15 protein-coding genes are annotated in these 15,636 nt (G+C 60.5%); 6 read left to right on the top strand and 9 right to left on the bottom strand.

Annotation, left to right across the window (positions count from 1 at the left end; all coding sequences use genetic code 11):
- Window positions 1-19 precede the first annotated feature (19 nt).
- The gene (locus F8N66_RS06965; protein WP_150769489.1) at window positions 20-1,120 is read right to left on the bottom strand and encodes a hypothetical protein; all 1,101 of its coding nucleotides are present in this window, start codon (window positions 1,118-1,120) and stop codon (window positions 20-22) included.
- A gap of 148 nt (window positions 1,121-1,268) precedes the next feature.
- Here F8N66_RS06965 and F8N66_RS06960 point away from each other — a divergent pair, with 148 nt between their 5' ends.
- Entirely contained in the window at window positions 1,269-2,684 is a 1,416-nt protein-coding gene (locus tag F8N66_RS06960; protein ID WP_150769488.1) for a PLP-dependent aminotransferase family protein, read from the top strand.
- Window positions 2,685-2,869: 185 nt separating this feature from the next.
- On the opposite strand, the gene cyoE is transcribed toward F8N66_RS06960, so the two are convergent.
- The 7 genes from cyoE to hmpA all read right to left on the bottom strand — a co-directional run bounded on the left by cyoE (window position 2,870) and on the right by hmpA (window position 10,518).
- Window positions 2,870-3,757, bottom strand: a complete 888-nt coding sequence (cyoE, locus tag F8N66_RS06950; protein WP_150769487.1) for a heme o synthase — start codon at window positions 3,755-3,757, stop codon at window positions 2,870-2,872.
- An 11-nt stretch (window positions 3,758-3,768) separates the two neighbouring features.
- Window positions 3,769-4,107, bottom strand: a complete 339-nt coding sequence (gene cyoD, locus F8N66_RS06945) for a cytochrome o ubiquinol oxidase subunit IV (protein ID WP_150769486.1) — start codon at window positions 4,105-4,107, stop codon at window positions 3,769-3,771.
- The gene (locus F8N66_RS06940) at window positions 4,108-4,734 is read right to left on the bottom strand and encodes a cytochrome o ubiquinol oxidase subunit III (RefSeq protein ID WP_150769485.1); all 627 of its coding nucleotides are present in this window, start codon (window positions 4,732-4,734) and stop codon (window positions 4,108-4,110) included.
- Window positions 4,735-4,737: 3 nt separating this feature from the next.
- Complete coding sequence (gene cyoB / locus F8N66_RS06935; RefSeq protein WP_150769484.1) at window positions 4,738-6,768, bottom strand: cytochrome o ubiquinol oxidase subunit I; 2,031 nt, start codon at window positions 6,766-6,768, stop codon at window positions 4,738-4,740.
- A 3-nt stretch (window positions 6,769-6,771) separates the two neighbouring features.
- Entirely contained in the window at window positions 6,772-7,707 is a 936-nt protein-coding gene (gene cyoA, locus F8N66_RS06930) for a ubiquinol oxidase subunit II (protein WP_150769483.1), read from the bottom strand.
- An 828-nt stretch (window positions 7,708-8,535) separates the two neighbouring features.
- Window positions 8,536-9,045, bottom strand: a complete 510-nt coding sequence (locus tag F8N66_RS06920; protein WP_150769482.1) for a disulfide bond formation protein B — start codon at window positions 9,043-9,045, stop codon at window positions 8,536-8,538.
- Between the two features lie 291 nt (window positions 9,046-9,336).
- Window positions 9,337-10,518: an NO-inducible flavohemoprotein gene (hmpA, locus tag F8N66_RS06915; RefSeq protein WP_150769481.1), complete on the bottom strand. Its 1,182-nt coding sequence runs from the start codon at window positions 10,516-10,518 to the stop codon at window positions 9,337-9,339.
- Between the two features lie 157 nt (window positions 10,519-10,675).
- Between hmpA and norR the strand changes: the two genes are divergently transcribed.
- The 5 genes from norR (at window position 10,676) to F8N66_RS06890 (ending at window position 15,142) form a co-directional block, all read left to right on the top strand.
- Complete coding sequence (gene norR / locus F8N66_RS06910) at window positions 10,676-12,226, top strand: nitric oxide reductase transcriptional regulator NorR (RefSeq protein WP_150769480.1); 1,551 nt, start codon at window positions 10,676-10,678, stop codon at window positions 12,224-12,226.
- Between the two features lie 208 nt (window positions 12,227-12,434).
- Complete coding sequence (locus F8N66_RS06905; RefSeq protein ID WP_150769479.1) at window positions 12,435-13,337, top strand: chemotaxis protein CheV; 903 nt, start codon at window positions 12,435-12,437, stop codon at window positions 13,335-13,337.
- Between the two features lie 39 nt (window positions 13,338-13,376).
- Window positions 13,377-13,835 (top strand): GNAT family N-acetyltransferase, encoded by a 459-nt coding sequence (locus F8N66_RS06900; protein WP_150769478.1) that lies wholly within the window; start codon window positions 13,377-13,379, stop codon window positions 13,833-13,835.
- 147 nt (window positions 13,836-13,982) lie between these two features.
- On the top strand, window positions 13,983-14,309 hold the full coding sequence (locus tag F8N66_RS06895; RefSeq protein WP_150769477.1) for a hypothetical protein: 327 nt from the start codon (window positions 13,983-13,985) through the stop codon (window positions 14,307-14,309).
- 83 nt (window positions 14,310-14,392) lie between these two features.
- Window positions 14,393-15,142: a YkgJ family cysteine cluster protein gene (locus tag F8N66_RS06890; protein WP_150769476.1), complete on the top strand. Its 750-nt coding sequence runs from the start codon at window positions 14,393-14,395 to the stop codon at window positions 15,140-15,142.
- A 129-nt stretch (window positions 15,143-15,271) separates the two neighbouring features.
- Here F8N66_RS06890 and F8N66_RS06885 read toward each other — a convergent pair whose 3' ends face one another.
- The gene (locus F8N66_RS06885) at window positions 15,272-15,529 is read right to left on the bottom strand and encodes a hypothetical protein (protein ID WP_150769475.1); all 258 of its coding nucleotides are present in this window, start codon (window positions 15,527-15,529) and stop codon (window positions 15,272-15,274) included.
- Window positions 15,530-15,636 lie beyond the last annotated feature (107 nt).

Below are 15,636 nucleotides of genomic sequence, written 5' to 3'. Positions count from 1 at the left end.
AAACCGAAGCTGCGCTGACTCAGTCGTGCAACGACGCATTGGATTGGCGGTTGAGCCAGTACCAGGCCAGGATCCCGCCAGCGCCAATAGCGGCCAGCATCAGGGCGTTGTACGGTGGCGGCGCGACCCGCATGATCAGCACGGTCAGCCCTGCACCGACGCCCAGGGACACTTCCTTGACGAACATGTTGTTCTGCTTGACCGAGAAGTAATCGAGGTAGCTGAAGGCGCATTCGGCGATGGACAGCAGCGCCACCCAGACCAGCGCGCCGGCCAGGGTTTCGACGTGGAACGCGGCCGGTGACGAGAGCACTGCGAAGCCACCGACAATGATCCCGATCACCGCCACCACCTTGAACCGGCCGGTGCGCTCGATCAGTTTCATCACCGGCACCTGGGCAAAGACCACCACGGCGCTGTTGAGGATCAGCATCAGGCCATACCAGGCGGGCAGCTCACCGGTCTTGAGCAGGATGGCTTGCGGCAGGATCGAGAACACGCCAAACAACTTGATGCCCATGATGATCCCGGCGATCACCCACGGCAGTTTGTTGCGCCAGCCGCTGCCGTCCTGGCTGGCGGGACGGGCGACGGCGGGTTGCGACGTGAAGGTCGCGCCAAGGGCGATGGGCAGGCACAGCAGCACAAAACTTGCGGCGCCGAGGAAAAACATTGTCGGGGTCAGCAGCGGCGACAGCAGAATCAGCCCCGCCACCAGGCTGCCCATGTTCATGGCGACGCGGTTGTAGGCCGCGCCCTCCTTGGTCTGCGCCGCTTCGCTCTTGATCAGGTAACCGGCAATCGCAATGCCGTAGGCGAACAGCGCGGCAGCAAACATCACCATGCCCTGGTGGCTGGTCAGCGCGAGCAACACCAGGCCGAGGGCGGCGCAGAGCAGCGTGACACTCAACGAGCGGCGCCCGAGCACCAGTAACGTCAGGGGCAACAGCAGCAACAAGGCCCGATAACCGAGGGCCAGAATGCTGTTGGTGGCGGTGTCGAGCCAGACGTTGGCCTTGCCCAGCACCGCAAACAGGGACACGGCGGTGATGATGCGGATGGTGAACAAACGCAGGTTGATCACCGGTTTGGCCACGGCGACCGTTGTTTCGACACTCATTCACCACCTCATACACCGACGATGGTCCGACCGGACAGGATCGACCACCAGAAAAGTCTGTAAGGCGATGGTAGTGAGTGGGGCTTGTCCTGATCAGAGCAAGTTCGTATAGAATCCAACGAACTTTACTGCCGGAGAGACCAGTAAAATGCAGGTTCAACGTGCAGTCATCAAAGCCATCGAATTCCAGTCCGGTGTGCCGCTGGTGCAGCAGATCGTCGATCAACTGTCCCAGGCCATCAGCACCGGCGGCCTGCCCCATGGCGCCAAGCTGCCGCCGATTCGCGAACTGTCCGACCTGATGAACGTGGGCAAATCCACCGTGGTCGATGCCCTGGACCGCCTGCGGGCCAAGGGTCTGGTGGTGTCACGCCAGGGGTCGGGGCACTACGTGCATCGCGCCGCCACCTCGCTGCCGAGCGGCACCGGCCCGGACCTGCAACCCCAGGACACCCTCAGCGTGGTGCGCCGCGCCCTGTTGCTGGACAACGGCGCCCTGCGCCCCGGCTGCGGCTTTCTGCCGACCTCCTGGCTGCCCGCCGATGAACTGCTCAAGGCGGTGCGCGGCACGTTGCGCGCGACGTCCCTGCGCATGGGCGAGTACGGCGTGGCCGGTGGTTACCCGCCGCTGCGCCAGGCGTTGCGGGTCAAGCTGGCGACCTTCGGCATCGAAGTGCCGGTGGACCAGATCATCACCACCGCCAACACCATGCAGGCCATCGACCTGCTGATGCGCCTGCTGATCAAGCCCGGCGACACCGTACTGCTCGACGATCCCTGCTACTTCAACCTGCACGCCAACCTGGCGTTGCACGGGGCCAAGGTCATCACCATCGCCCGCGATTGCGACGGCATGGACCTGGACGCGTTCGAGCAACTGGTCATCGCCCACAAACCCGTGCTGTACATGACCAACAGCACGCTGCACAACCCGACCGGGCATTCATTCACCCCGGCGCAGGTGTATCGCTTGCTGGAGTTGAGCCACCGGCATGACTTCCACATCCTCGAAGACGACCTGTACTGCGACATCCAGCAACGTCGCACCCCGCGCCTGGCGGCGAGCGGGCTGGACAACGTCACCTACGTCTCCGGTTTCTCGAAAACCCTGACCGCCAACAGCCGGGTCAGCTACGCGGTGCTGTCGCCGCAACTGGCGGCGCGACTGGTGGCGTTGAAAATGGCCTGCGGCGGCGTGACCTCGGAACTGGCCGAGCACATCACGTGCACCATGCTCAGCGATGGCAGCTACGCCAAACACGCGCGGCGCACCGTGGACCGGCTCTACGAATCCAACAGCCGCGTGGCGGGTTGGCTGGAAGAGGCAGGATGCTCGGTGTCGTCACTGCCGGGGGAAGGGTTGTTTATCTGGACGCGTTTGCCGGATGGGCTGCATGCCGAAACGCTGGCTCGCCAAGGGCTGGAGAACAATCTGGTGTTGGCGCCTGGCACGTTGCTGAGCAAAGGGCCGGACGCCAGTCACTACCTGCGGTTCAACGTGGCGCACAGTGATCATCTGCAAGTACGGGAGCGGTTTTTCCGGTTGCTCGATACTCAAAAGTAAGCAACCGACCGACACGGCCCCTGTGGGAGCGGGCTTACTCGCGAAGGCGGTGCATCAGGCAACGTTGATGCTGAATGTGACGGCCTCTTCGCGAGCAAGCCCGCTCCCACAATGGAACACCGCCCCAACAAAAAACCCCGCACCTTCTCTCGAAGGGCGGGGTTTTTCTTTACGTCGTCCGACGCTTAAGGCGCGTACGTCAGCAGCAACTCGGTCGGCACTTTGAAGTCCAGGGACATCATCACGCTCAACGCGGTAATGGTGAAGATCGAGAACACGAACAGCTTGCGTGCCCAGACCGTGTCATCCACTGCCTTGTAGCCGGTCCAGGCCATGTACAGCCAGTACATGCCCATGGCCGCGGCGACGGCGAGGTAGCTCATGCCGGCGTAGCCGCTGAAGGTCAGCATCAAGGTCGCCACGAGGAAGGCCAGGATGTAGATCAGGATGTGCTTCTTGGCCACCTGGATTCCGCGCTTCACGGGCAGCACCGGAATCGATGCGGCCAGGTAATCGTTGAAGCGGAAGATCGCGATGGCGTAGGAATGCGGCATCTGCCACAGGCTGAACATCACCAGCAACGTCAGTGCGGCCATGTCGAAGGTGTTGCTCACCGCGACGTAGCCGATCACCGGCGGCATGGCGCCCGACAGACTGCCCACCAGCGTGCCGTGAACCGACTTGCGCTTGAGGTACAGGCTGTAGAAGCCGACGTAGATGACGAAACCGATCACTGCGAACAGCGCGGCCAACGGGTTGGCCACCTTGTACAGCAACGCAACGCCGGCGACACCCAGGACAGTCGCATAGGCCAGGGCCAGTTTCAGGGAGATGAGGCCCTGGACCAGCACCCGGTTCTTGGTGCGTTCCATCTTCAGGTCGATGTCGCGGTCGATGCAGTTGTTGAACACGCAACCGGAGGCGACCACCAGGGACGTGCCGATCATCGCGGCCAGGAAGATGGCCAGATCGACATGCCCTTTGGAGGCCAGGAAAAATCCGCCTGCCACAGAAAGCACGTTACCGAAAATGATCCCCGGTTTGGTGATTTGGATAAAGTGCTTAAAGGACATTCGGACTTACCTCACTTCGCCATCATGAACGTGTGGATGCTGAACATGATCCAGATCGACAGGCCAACCAGCAGGAGAATCACGATCGCGGCAAAGACAAACGCAATCACGTTGTTACGTTGCGCCTGCGAACGGTCCAGGTGCAGGAAGTACACCAGGTGCACCAGCACCTGGATCACGGCGAAAGCCAGGACGATCATCAGCGTGATCGATTTCGGCAGCGTCGGGTACATCACCAGGCCGAACGGAATCAGGGTCAGGATGACCGACAGGACGAAACCAATGGCGTAGGACTTGACGCTGCCGTGGCTGCCGTCGTCGTGGCCATTGTGGGAATGAGCGTTAGCCATTTACATAGTCCCCATCAGATAAACAACGGTGAATACGCAGATCCACACGACGTCCAGGAAGTGCCAGAACAGGCTCAGGCAGCTCAGACGGGTCTTGTTGGTCGCCGTCAGGCCGTTTTTCTGCACCTGGTACATCATGATCGCCATCCAGATCAGACCGCTGGTCACGTGCAGACCGTGGGTACCGACCAGGGTGAAGAATGCGGACAGGAAGCCCGAACGGCTAGGACCGTAGCCCTCGGAGATCAGCAGGTGGAACTCGTTGATCTCCATGCCGATGAAGCCCAGGCCGAACAGGAAGGTCATGGCCAGCCAGCCCAGGACCTGCTTCTTGTTGCCCCGGAAGAACGCCAGCATGGCGAAGCCGTAGGTGATCGAACTGAACAGCAGCAGAGCGGTTTCGCCCAGTACGTAAGGCAGTTCGAAGATGTCGTGGCCCGACGGGCCACCCGCTACGTTGTTAACCAGTACCGCGTACGCTGCGAAGATCGATGCAAACAAGATGCAGTCGGTCATCAGGTAGAGCCAGAAACCGAATACGGTCATCTCGCCCGAGTCGTGGTGGTGGTCATCGTGCCCATGGTCATGACCATGGGCGTGTCCAACATTGGTCACTAAGTTCGACATGGTTTAAGCCTGTTCCAACGAGGTTTCAACACGGGTGGCGGTCGCTGGGACTTTCCCGGCCGCTACCAGACGCTTGTGCTGTTCGGCTTCGATGCGCTCGATCACGTCGACCGGCACGTAGTAGCCCTGATCATCACGAGCTGCGTGGATCACGAAGTAGATCACGGTGCCGGCCAGGCTAGCGATTGCCAGCCACCAGATGTGCCAGATCATCGCGAAACCGAACACAGTCAACAGAGCACCCATGACCACACCGGTCGCCGTGTTGTTTGGCATGTGGATCGGTTCGTACTTGGCCGGGGCCTTGTACGCAGTACCGTTTTCCTTGGCTTCGGTGAACGGATCGACCACGTCAGCTTTTGGCAGCACAGCAAAGTTGTAGAACGGAGGTGGCGACGAGGTCGACCATTCCAGGGTGTGTGCATTCCACGGGTCGCCGTGTTCGCACATGTTTTCTGGCTTGTTGCGGTCACGCACACTCACGTAGAGCTGGATCAGCTGGCAAGCGATACCGACAGCGATCATCACCGCACCGAACATGGCCACGTACAGGTACGGCACCCACTCAGGGTTGGTGGTGGCGTTCAGACGACGGGTCATGCCCATGAAGCCCAGTACGTAGAGCGGCATGAACGCGACGAAGAAGCCGGTGATCCAGAACCAGAAGGCTGCCTTGCCCCAACCTTCGTGCAGCTTGAAGCCGAACGCTTTAGGGAAGTAGAAGCCGAAACCGGCGATGTAGCCAAATACCGCGCCGCCGATGATCACGTTGTGGAAGTGCGCGATCACGAACAGGCTGTTGTGCAGAACGAAGTCAGCACCCGGGATGGCCAGCAGTACGCCGGTCATGCCGCCGATGGCGAAGGTCACCATGAAGCCCAGGGTCCACATCACCTGGCTGGTGAAGCGCAGACGGCCTTGGTAAATGGTGAACAGCCAGTTGAATAGCTTCACACCCGTCGGGATGGAAATCAGCATCGTCGCCAGACCGAAGAAGGCGTTGACGCTGGCACCCGAACCCATGGTGAAGAAGTGGTGCAGCCAAACCATGAAGCCCAGGATCGAGATCGCGCCCGATGCGTAGATCATCGAGTGGTGGCCGAACAGTTTCTTGCCCGAGAAGGTCGAGATGACTTCGGAGAAGATACCGAACGCCGGCAGGATCAGGATGTAAACCTCGGGGTGGCCCCAGGCCCAGAACAGGTTGACGTACATCATCGGATTGCCACCAAGTTCATTGGTGAAAATGTGGAAATCCATGTAACGGTCAAGCGTCAGCAGTGCCAGGGTAGCGGTCAGGATCGGGAACGAAGCCACGATCAGGACGTTGGCCCAGGTGCAGGTCCAGGTGAAGATCGGCATGTCCATCAGTTTCATGCCAGGGGTACGCATTTTCAGCACGGTCGCCAGGAAGTTAACCCCGGTTAGCGTTGTCCCCAGACCCGATAGCTGTAGCGCCCAGATGTAGTAGTCCATCCCCACGCCAGGGCTGTATTGCAGGCCCGACAGCGGTGGATAGGCAACCCAGCCGGTCTTGGCGAATTCGCCGACGCCCAGGGACAGGTTGATCAGCACGACGCCGGACACCAGCAGCCAGAAGCTCAGGGAGTTCAGGAACGGGTAGGCAACGTCACGCGCGCCGATCTGCAGCGGCACTGCAAGGTTCATCAGGCCGGTGAAGAATGGCATCGCCATGAAGATGATCATGATCACACCGTGGGCGGTGAAGATCTGGTCATAGTGTTCAGGTGGCAGGTAGCCAGGCGAACCCTCGGTGGCCATGGCCAACTGGGTACGCATCATGATGGCGTCGGCAAAACCGCGCAGCAGCATGACCATGGCGACGATGATGTACATCACGCCGATTTTCTTGTGGTCGACCGAGGTCAGCCACTCGGACCACAGGTAGGTCCACTTCTTGAAATAGGTGATTGCAGCGAACAGTGCCACACCGCCGAGCGCGATCATGGCGATGGTCACCATCACGATCGGCTCGTGGAACGGGACCGCTTCCCAACTTAATTTACCAAACATCGTTTACTCCTCTGCCCCGGCAGCTGAATGCGAGTTCATGTCCGTAGCGGCCACTTCTTTCTCTTTCTTCTCGTGGTGCACCTTCGGACCTGGTTTCATGCCTTCGTACTTGTCGACGATGGTCTGGAACAGGTTCGGGGTAACCGAGGAGTAGAGCTCGACTGGGTTGTTCTGGCTCTGCTTGGCAAGCGCTGCGTATTCAGCCTGTTCAAGCTTTTTAGGTGCCTTTTTGACTTCACTTACCCAGGCGTCGAATTCTTCCTGGGTCGTTGCGGTCGCTTTGAATTTCATACCGGTGAAGCCGGCACCGCTGTAGTTGGCGGAGATACCGTCCATTTCAGCGTTCTCGTTGGCGATCAGGTGCAGCTTGGTCTGCATGCCCGCCATCGCGTAGATCTGGCCGCCCAGCGCAGGGATGAAGAACGAGTTCATCACCGCGTCAGAGGTGATGCGGAAGTTGATTGGCGTGTGCGCCGGGAACACGATCTTGTTGACCGTGGCGATGCCTTGTTCCGGGTAGATGAACAACCACTTCCAGTCCAGCGCGACCACTTCAATGGTCACAGGCTTGACGTCGGACTCCAGCGGCTTGTACGGGTCCAGGGCGTGGGTCGACTTGTAGGTGACGTAACCCAGGGCAATGATGATCATGATTGGCACAGCCCACACCGCGATCTCGATCTTGGTGGAGTGGTTCCACTTCGGCGTGTAGGTCGCGCTGGTGTTGGACGCGCGGTATTTCCAGGCGAACAGGAAGGTCATCACGATGACCGGAATCACGACCAACAGCATCAGCAGCGTTGCGGTGATGATCAGGTTTCGCTCGTCCAGGCCCACCTGGCCCTTGGGATTGAGCAAGGTCATGTTGCAGCCTGACAGCAACAACGTGCCGATCAGCGGCAATAAGCCTAGTAGTCTGGGGTACCTGTTTTTAATCATCTCACGACCTCTAAAGCAGCTTGCGCCATGCAGTTGGGTTTTGATCGCCAACACTTCACCCTGCCAAGGGTTGGCATTTTTCTTGGATTGAATAAGGGCTTGCCCGTCGAGCGTCAGACGCGTTTCGACAAATCCTGGGCCAGCGTTGAGTTCTTATTCGAATTCGTGGTCAAAGGCCTTGTTACAGACCAATTCCATTTGGTGCGGATAGTTGGAGGCACCGACACCTGGAGTCGCGTGAAACCACCTGGCTTCTCGACACCCTGCTTCTGCTCATGCTCCTCAGCGAGGGTGAGCAGTGTCGGGAATTCAGTGCGGGCGATTGTAGATATGTAACGTTTTATAAACCATGTCTCATCCCGAAATAATTTATATCCCTAGCCGCAACAATGCTTCGCGCAACTTGTAAAAGTGGCGCATCTTAACGAAATTGATTCTCAACAAAAACACCAAAAATAGTAGGTCTACCACCGGCATTTCAGACAGTATCGAGGGCTCGATCACTGTTCAAAACCCGGCCTCAGCCCCCATGTGGCAAGGGCTCTGGCAAAACGCCAGCCCCTGTTAAAACTGCCTGATGCCGTTTGGTGACGGCCGGGCTGCCTGTGCGAAAAACAGGCCAATTTGCTGGCGTGAGCGCGCACCAATCCGGCGCCTCGCCAACCAGTGCGACACTCAAGATGTGACAACATGTCGCACACTTGTCGCACCCCCGCTTGCGGCAAATCACGGACTTTTTACCAGGCCTCTGAAAATGCAAAAACGCCCCGGTCCGCTGTGAAAGGACCGGGGCGTTTTTTGACTATCACCGCGTTGCCGCCGATGACCTCAGCGCAGCGCCCTGCGGTTGCGCACCGTGAGCAACGGCACCAGCACCACCACCAGCACGAAGGCCACCAGCGCCCACTGCGCCAGCGACAAACCGAGGATCGGCGGGTACGGGGTGGAGCAGAAGCCGTCGACCTGGAAGCCCAGCGGGAAGATCTTCGCCAGCGGCAAGCCATCGACAATCGGCTGCAACACATCGATGCCGCAACTGACGGCCGGATAGAACTGGGTGAAGACGTGATGCCCCGCGACCCCGACACCTGCCAGCGCGCAGATCACCACCAGGGTTTCAAAGATCGTGATGCTGCGACGGTTGCGCATGGCCGCGCCGATGAAGGCGAAAATGGCAATCAGCAGCAAGGCATAGCGTTGCAGGATACACAGCGGGCACGGTGCCTCGCCCAGCACGATTTGCATGTACAGCGCGCCACCGATCAGCGCCAGGCAGATGATGCCCAGCAACACCAGATAGCGCCGCTCACGCCCCAACCGCATTGTTTCCTCGCTCATCGTGTTTCCCTTAAAGGTATCGATTGCCCGCCAGTCTACACGCTGGCCCGGCTCTTGGAGAGCGTGGCGCGCGCTGGGGGGATGTCGGGGGAATAGACGACAGGCGGGTTAAGAAGGGATTAACTTTCAGGCGGTTTCAGGAATTGAAACCGCGCTGCGGCATTCGCGAGCAAGCCCGCTCCCACAGTGGGTCTTCGCCGGACACAGCACCTGTGTTCGCTGAAGATCCCTTGTGGGAGCAGGCTTGCTCGCGAAAGCAGGCGACTCGGTCTCCCGAGTCGCCACTCATATTTACTCCAGTGCAGCAGCCGGGCCGAAGAACTCGTAGCGGCTTTGCTTCTCTGGCACGCCCAGCGCCTTGAGGTGACGCTTGACCGCCGCCATGAAGCCTTTCGGCCCCAGGAAGTAGGCGTCCAGGTCGCGCTCCGCCGGCAGCCATTCGCCCAGTTGCTCCTGGCTCAACAACCCGACCTTGTGCGCCGCCGGGCTCACACCGTCGTCCTCGTCGTAGCAGTAGAAGCGCTTGAGTTGCGGATGACGCTCGGCCAGCCCGTCGATCCAGTCGCGGAAGGCGTGAACGCTGCCGTTGCGCGCGCAGTGGATAAAGTGCACCGGACGCTCGGTTGCCAGCGCCGCTTCGAGCATCGCCAGGGTCGGAGTGATGCCCACACCGCCGCTGATCAGCACCAGTGGTTTGTCGCTGGCGGTCAGGGTGAACTCGCCCGATGGCGGGAACAGCTGGATGCTCGAACCTGCGTGCAATTGATCGTGCAGGTGGTTGGAGGCGCGACCACCGGCTTCACGCTTGACGCTGATGCGGTACTGGCCCTTGTTCACCAACGCTGACAATGAATAGTTGCGACGGATTTCTTCACCATCGAGGATCAGTTTCATGCCGATGTACTGGCCGGGTTCCGCTGCCAGAATCGGGCCTTTGTCCGCCGGTTCGAAGTAGAACGAGGTGATTTCCGCGCTTTCCTCGACCTTGGCCGCCACGATGAATTCCCGCGCCCCGCGCCAGCCGCCCGGTGCCTGTTCTTTCTGGTCGTAGATGCTGGTTTCGGCACCGATCAGGATGTCCGCCAGTTGACCGTACGCCGCGCCCCACGCCGCAATCACTTCCGGGGTGGCGATTTCTTCGCCCAGTACTTCGGCGATCGCGCGCAGCAGGCAGGTGCCGACAATCGGGTAGTGTTCCGGCAGAATCTGCAGGGCCACGTGCTTGTTGATGATCTTGGCCACCAGGTCGCCCAACTGGTCGAGCTGGTCGATGTGCCGCGCATACATCAGGACACCGTTGGCCAACGCACGCGGCTGGTCACCGGTGGCCTGGTGGGCCTGGTTGAACAGCGGGCGAACTTCCGGGTACTCGGACAGCATCATGCGGTAGAAATGGGTGATCAGGGCTTCACCACCGCTTTCCAGCAGCGGCACAGTGGATTTGACGATGGCACGGTCTTGGACGCTAAGCATAAAGTGACTCCTGAGCAACGAGGGGTTTCTGAACGATTGCCCTATGCTTATCAGTTTCCGTGCCAAGTATTTAATCGTTATATTTCAACAACTTAACAACACGATAGTCATATCGACACATTCTGACTTATAGTCACACCGACTACATGGAGTCACTATGACTGCAAAATCCCTGCTTACCGCCCTGTTACCGCTGGTCTCGGACCTTTCCCGTGAACTCCCGGAAGGCGAGCGATATCGACGTTTGCTGGAAGCCATGCGCGCCTTGCTGCCCTGCGATGCCGCCGCCCTGTTGCGCCTCGATGGCGATTGGCTGGTGCCGCTGGCCGTCGACGGCCTGAGCACCGACACCCTTGGCCGCCGCTTCAAGGTCAGCGAACACCCGCGCTTCGAAGCGCTGCTCAGCAGCCCCGGCCCGACCCGGTTCGCCGCCGACAGCGACATGCCCGATCCCTATGACGGCCTGGTCGATGGTCTCGATGATCACCTGGAAGTCCATGATTGCATGGGCTGCCCGCTGTTCATCGACGAGCGCCCCTGGGGCTTGCTGACGCTCGACGCCCTTGATCCCGAGCAGTTCGAACCGATCGAACTGGACGCCCTGGAAGCCTTCGCCAGCCTCGCCGCGGCCACGGTGAATGCCGCCGAGCGCATCGAACGCCTGAACAATCGCGTCGAGGACGAACACCAGCGCGCCGAGGTCTATCGCCAGGCCAGTGGCCAGCAGGACCGCGAAATGATCGGCCAGAGCAAGGCGCTCAAACGGCTGGTGGAAGAAATCAATCTGGTCGGCGGCAGCGACCTGACCGTGCTGATCACCGGGGAAACCGGAGTCGGCAAGGAACTGGTGGCCCAGGCCATCCACGCGGCCTCGCCCCGGGCCGACAAGCCGATCATCAGCCTCAACTGTGCCGCGCTGCCCGATACGCTGGTGGAAAGCGAATTGTTCGGCCACGTGCGTGGCGCCTTCACCGGGGCGTTGAATGATCGACGCGGCAAGTTTGAACTGGCCAATGGCGGCACGCTGTTCCTCGATGAAGTCGGCGAACTGTCACTGACGGTGCAGGCCAAATTGCTGCGCGTGCTGCAAAGCGGTCAACTGCAACGCCTGGGCTCCGACAAGGAACATCAGGTCGATGTGCGCCTGATCGCCGCGACCAACCGCGACCTGGCCGAAGAGGTGCGCAGTGGCCGCTATCGCGCCGACTTCTACCACCGCCTCAGCGTTTACCCGCTACTCGTGCCGGCCCTGCGCGATCGTGGCCGCGACGTGCTGCTGCTCAGCGGCTACTTCCTCGAACAGAACCGCTCGCGCATGGGCCTCAACAGCCTGCGCTTGAACAGCGACGCCCAGGTGGCTCTGCTCGCGTACGACTGGCCCGGCAACGTTCGGGAACTGGAACACTTGATCGGCCGCAGCGCCCTGAAGGCCTTGGGTAACTGCAAGGAACGGCCAAAAATCCTCAGTTTGAGCGCCGCCGACCTGGACCTGCCCAACGGCAGCATCGAGGTGGTCGCCGAGCAGCCGGCAGCGGCCGCCGTGGCGTTGGTGACCGGGGATTTGCGCGAGGCCACCGAGAATTATCAACGGCAATTGATTGGTGCTTGCCTGGAGCGGCATCACAACAACTGGGCCAGTGCGGCACGGGAACTAGGCTTGGATAGGGCGAACCTTGGTCGGATGGCCAAAAGGTTGGGTATGAAGTGAGGGCCCCTTCGCGAGCAAGCCCGCTCCCACATTCGACCGTGTTTCTCCTGGAGGGATGCGATCAAAGGTGGGAGCGGGCTTGCTCGCGAAATCGGTCTACCATCCAACCGATTTTCTAAAGCCTGCCCCCGCCAAGTCGATAACCCGGCATTGATAGCTGTTGGCGATCCTCGCGCTCGCCCGCCACCTTTTTCCAAAGAAGGTTTTTATGTCCACCACCAAAGCCCGCGCAGATTCACTTTCGCTGCTGCTGTTCACCTTGCGCAGTGGCAAGTTGATGGCAATCAACCTGCTCAAGGTCAGTGAAATCATTCCCTGCCCACCGCTGACCAAGCTGCCGGAATCCCATCCCCACGTAAAAGGCATCGCCACCCTACGCGGGGCCTCGTTGTCGGTGATCGACCTCAGCCGCGCCATCGGCGAACGCCCACTGGAAGATCCGAACGGTGGCTGCCTGATTGTCACCGACGTCAGCCGCTCCAAGCAGGGCCTGCACGTCCAGGCGGTGAGCAAAATCGTCCACTGCCTGACCACCGACATCCGCCCCCCGCCCTTCGGTTCCGGTGGCGTGCGCTCGTACATCACTGGCGTGACCTCAGTCGATGGCACGCTGGTGCAGGTGCTGGACATCGAAAAAGTCATCCACGGCATCGCACCGGTACAGATCGACACGGCACCGACCGAACTCAGCATGGAAGACGCCGAAGTGCTGGGCAACGCGCGGATTCTGGTGGTCGATGACAGCCAGGTGGCCCTGCAGCAATCGGTGCACACCCTGCGCAATCTCGGCCTGCAATGCCACACGGCGCGCAGTGCCAAGGAAGCCATCGATTGCTTGCTGGACCTTCAAGGCACCGCCCAGCAGATCAACCTGATCGTCTCCGACATCGAAATGTCCGAGATGGACGGCTACGCCTTCACCCGTACCCTGCGTGAAACCCCAGACTTCGCCCATCTCTATGTGCTGCTGCACACCTCGCTGGACAGCGCGATGAACAGCGAAAAGGCCCGCCTGGCCGGCGCCAACGCAGTACTGACCAAGTTCTCTTCGCCAGAACTGACCAAATGCCTGATCGACGCGGCCAAGGCTGTGGCCGAACAAGGTCATTGAGTCTTGGCCGGGGCCCCGGAAGAAACATGGTGCTGGCTGATGCGGCGCGATCTCGCTGAGGCAGTGCCCGCCGTCCGCTGGCCAACCGGCATCCAACTGACCCGTTACCGCCCCGGACTCGCCGAAGCCGTGCATCACTTGATGGCGTTGGGTCATCGCGACGGTGGCGGGCGCGTGCCCGTGTTGGTGCAGTGGCAACGGCAGTTCGAGACCGATCCGGAATACGATCCCGACTTGTGCCTGATTGCCCTGGATGCCGACGGCGTGGTCGCTGTTTGCCAATGCTGGACCAGTGCCTACATCAAGAACCTGGTGGTGCACCCGCGGGCTCGACGCCAGGGACTGGGTCGCGCCTTGCTGTTACAGGCGTTCGAGGTGTTTCAACAGCGTCGGGAAGGATTTGTGGATCTGAAGGTGCTGGAGGACAACCTGCGGGCGCGGCGGTTGTATGAAAGCGTGGGGATGTATGCCGTCCGCCGGGAACGGGTTCCTGCCTGACAGACCGCTTTCGCGAGCAAGCCCGCTCCCACAGAGGAGCGCACCTTCACTTGTGGGAGCGGGCTTGCTCGCGAAGAGGCCATCACTACCCTTATCAAACCATCAGGCATACTCCAGCCTTGGTCATCACCCAAGGATCCCTGAACCATGAAAGTCATCACCCTGACCCTCCTCTGCCTCACCACCCTCGCCTCCCAGGCCCACGCCTCCAGCCCCGACGCCTGGGCGGCCTACGACAAAACCGTGCTCGCCAGCTGCACCAAGGCCAGCGGCCTGAAGGATGCCAAACCTGTCGGCAACGCCGCACAGTTCGATGACCGTGTCGGCTACACCGCCCTCCTGCTGCAAGGCCAGTACCCGCAAAAACACATGAAGGGCGCGCAAGGCACCGAGTTGTGCCTCTACAACAAACAAAGCAAAACCGCGTACGTCACCGAATGGGACTCCATCCGTGCGACCGCCAAGGCACGATGAGTGGCGCATAACTTGCTTTGACAGCGGCCCTGGCGGCGGCATTCTGTCGCCGTTTCATGCCCTCGGATACGACTGACCGCTCAATGAATACGACGTTTTCCTGCGTAGGCTGTGGCAAATGCTGCAACGACCATCATGTCGCCCTGACCTTGCCCGAAGCCCGGATGTGGGCCGCCGACGGCGGCCAGGTGATCGTGCTGGTGGAAGCTTTCCTCAACAATGGCCTGGGCCTGCCGGCGCAGCAGCGTGAACACGCGGAACGCCGTTCGGCGGTGGTTCGCAGCGCTGACGCACAAGCCTACGTCGCCATCACCTTTGCCGCCTACAACGCGGGTGCCTGCCGCAATCTTGACGAAGACAACCTGTGCCGCATTTACGAACGCCGGCCGCTGGTGTGCCGCATCTACCCGATGGAAATCAACCCTCACATCCCCCTGAACCCCGCCGTCAAGGAATGCCCGCCAGAGTCTTGGGAAAAAGGTCCGGAGTTGATCGTGGGAGGCGAACTGGTCGACAAGGAACTGTCGCGACTGATCCAGCGTTCCCGGCAGGCCGATCGCGATGACATTCTGATGAAGGATGCGATTTGCGCACTGTTGGGAATTCGGACGACAGCGCTGAAGGGCGACGGATTCACCGCTTACCTGCCGGACATGAACGAATTCGCCACGATCATCGATGAATTGACGGGGCAGACATTGCCGCAATGGAGCAGCGAGTGGGAGTTCCATGTGTCGGGCGAGGAGATTGCCGGCCAGGTGATGGCAGCGGGCGCTCAAGTGGCGACGGATGCGCCGGGCAATTATGCGTTTATTTCGTTGCGGGCGGCGTGACCGCAAAGACGCGTTGCCTGTGATGGCCCTGTCGCAAGCAAGCTCGCTCCCACAGAAGATTTGTTTTCACAGATGTGGGAGCGAGCCTGCTCGCGATGAGGCCGGCACAGGCACTGCAAAAGCCGGGGGTTAACGCTTGCCCATCGACCGTCGAGTCCCCGGTGGCGCCATGCCCGGCGTCTTGGTGTGGCCATTCTTGGCGCCGTTCTTGTACCACGGCTGGTTGGAGCCTTTGGCGCCCGCCAGTTCACCCGGCTTGAACGGGAACTTGAAGGCCGGGATCGCGGCTTTGGTTTCGCCATCGGCGCTGGAGTCGACGCTGTCTGGCAGCTCGGCCAGCTCGTCGCTCAAGGCGTCGGCAACCGGCGGTTGTTTCGGGGAAGTCATGAATGCTCCGGGTGATGCTTGAAGTGTCGGGCCCGGTCAGCGAGCCGCGAAAGGCGCACAGTATAGCTGAGGGGCAGCTACAAGCTTCAAGCTTCAGGCGGCAAGTT

It is taken from the genome of Pseudomonas fluorescens (genome assembly GCF_902498195.1).
Taxonomy (GTDB): Bacteria; Pseudomonadota; Gammaproteobacteria; order Pseudomonadales; family Pseudomonadaceae; genus Aquipseudomonas; species Aquipseudomonas fluorescens_BU.
The sequence above is the reverse complement of the archived record's forward strand: the minus strand, read 5'-3'. Positions and strand labels throughout refer to the sequence as shown.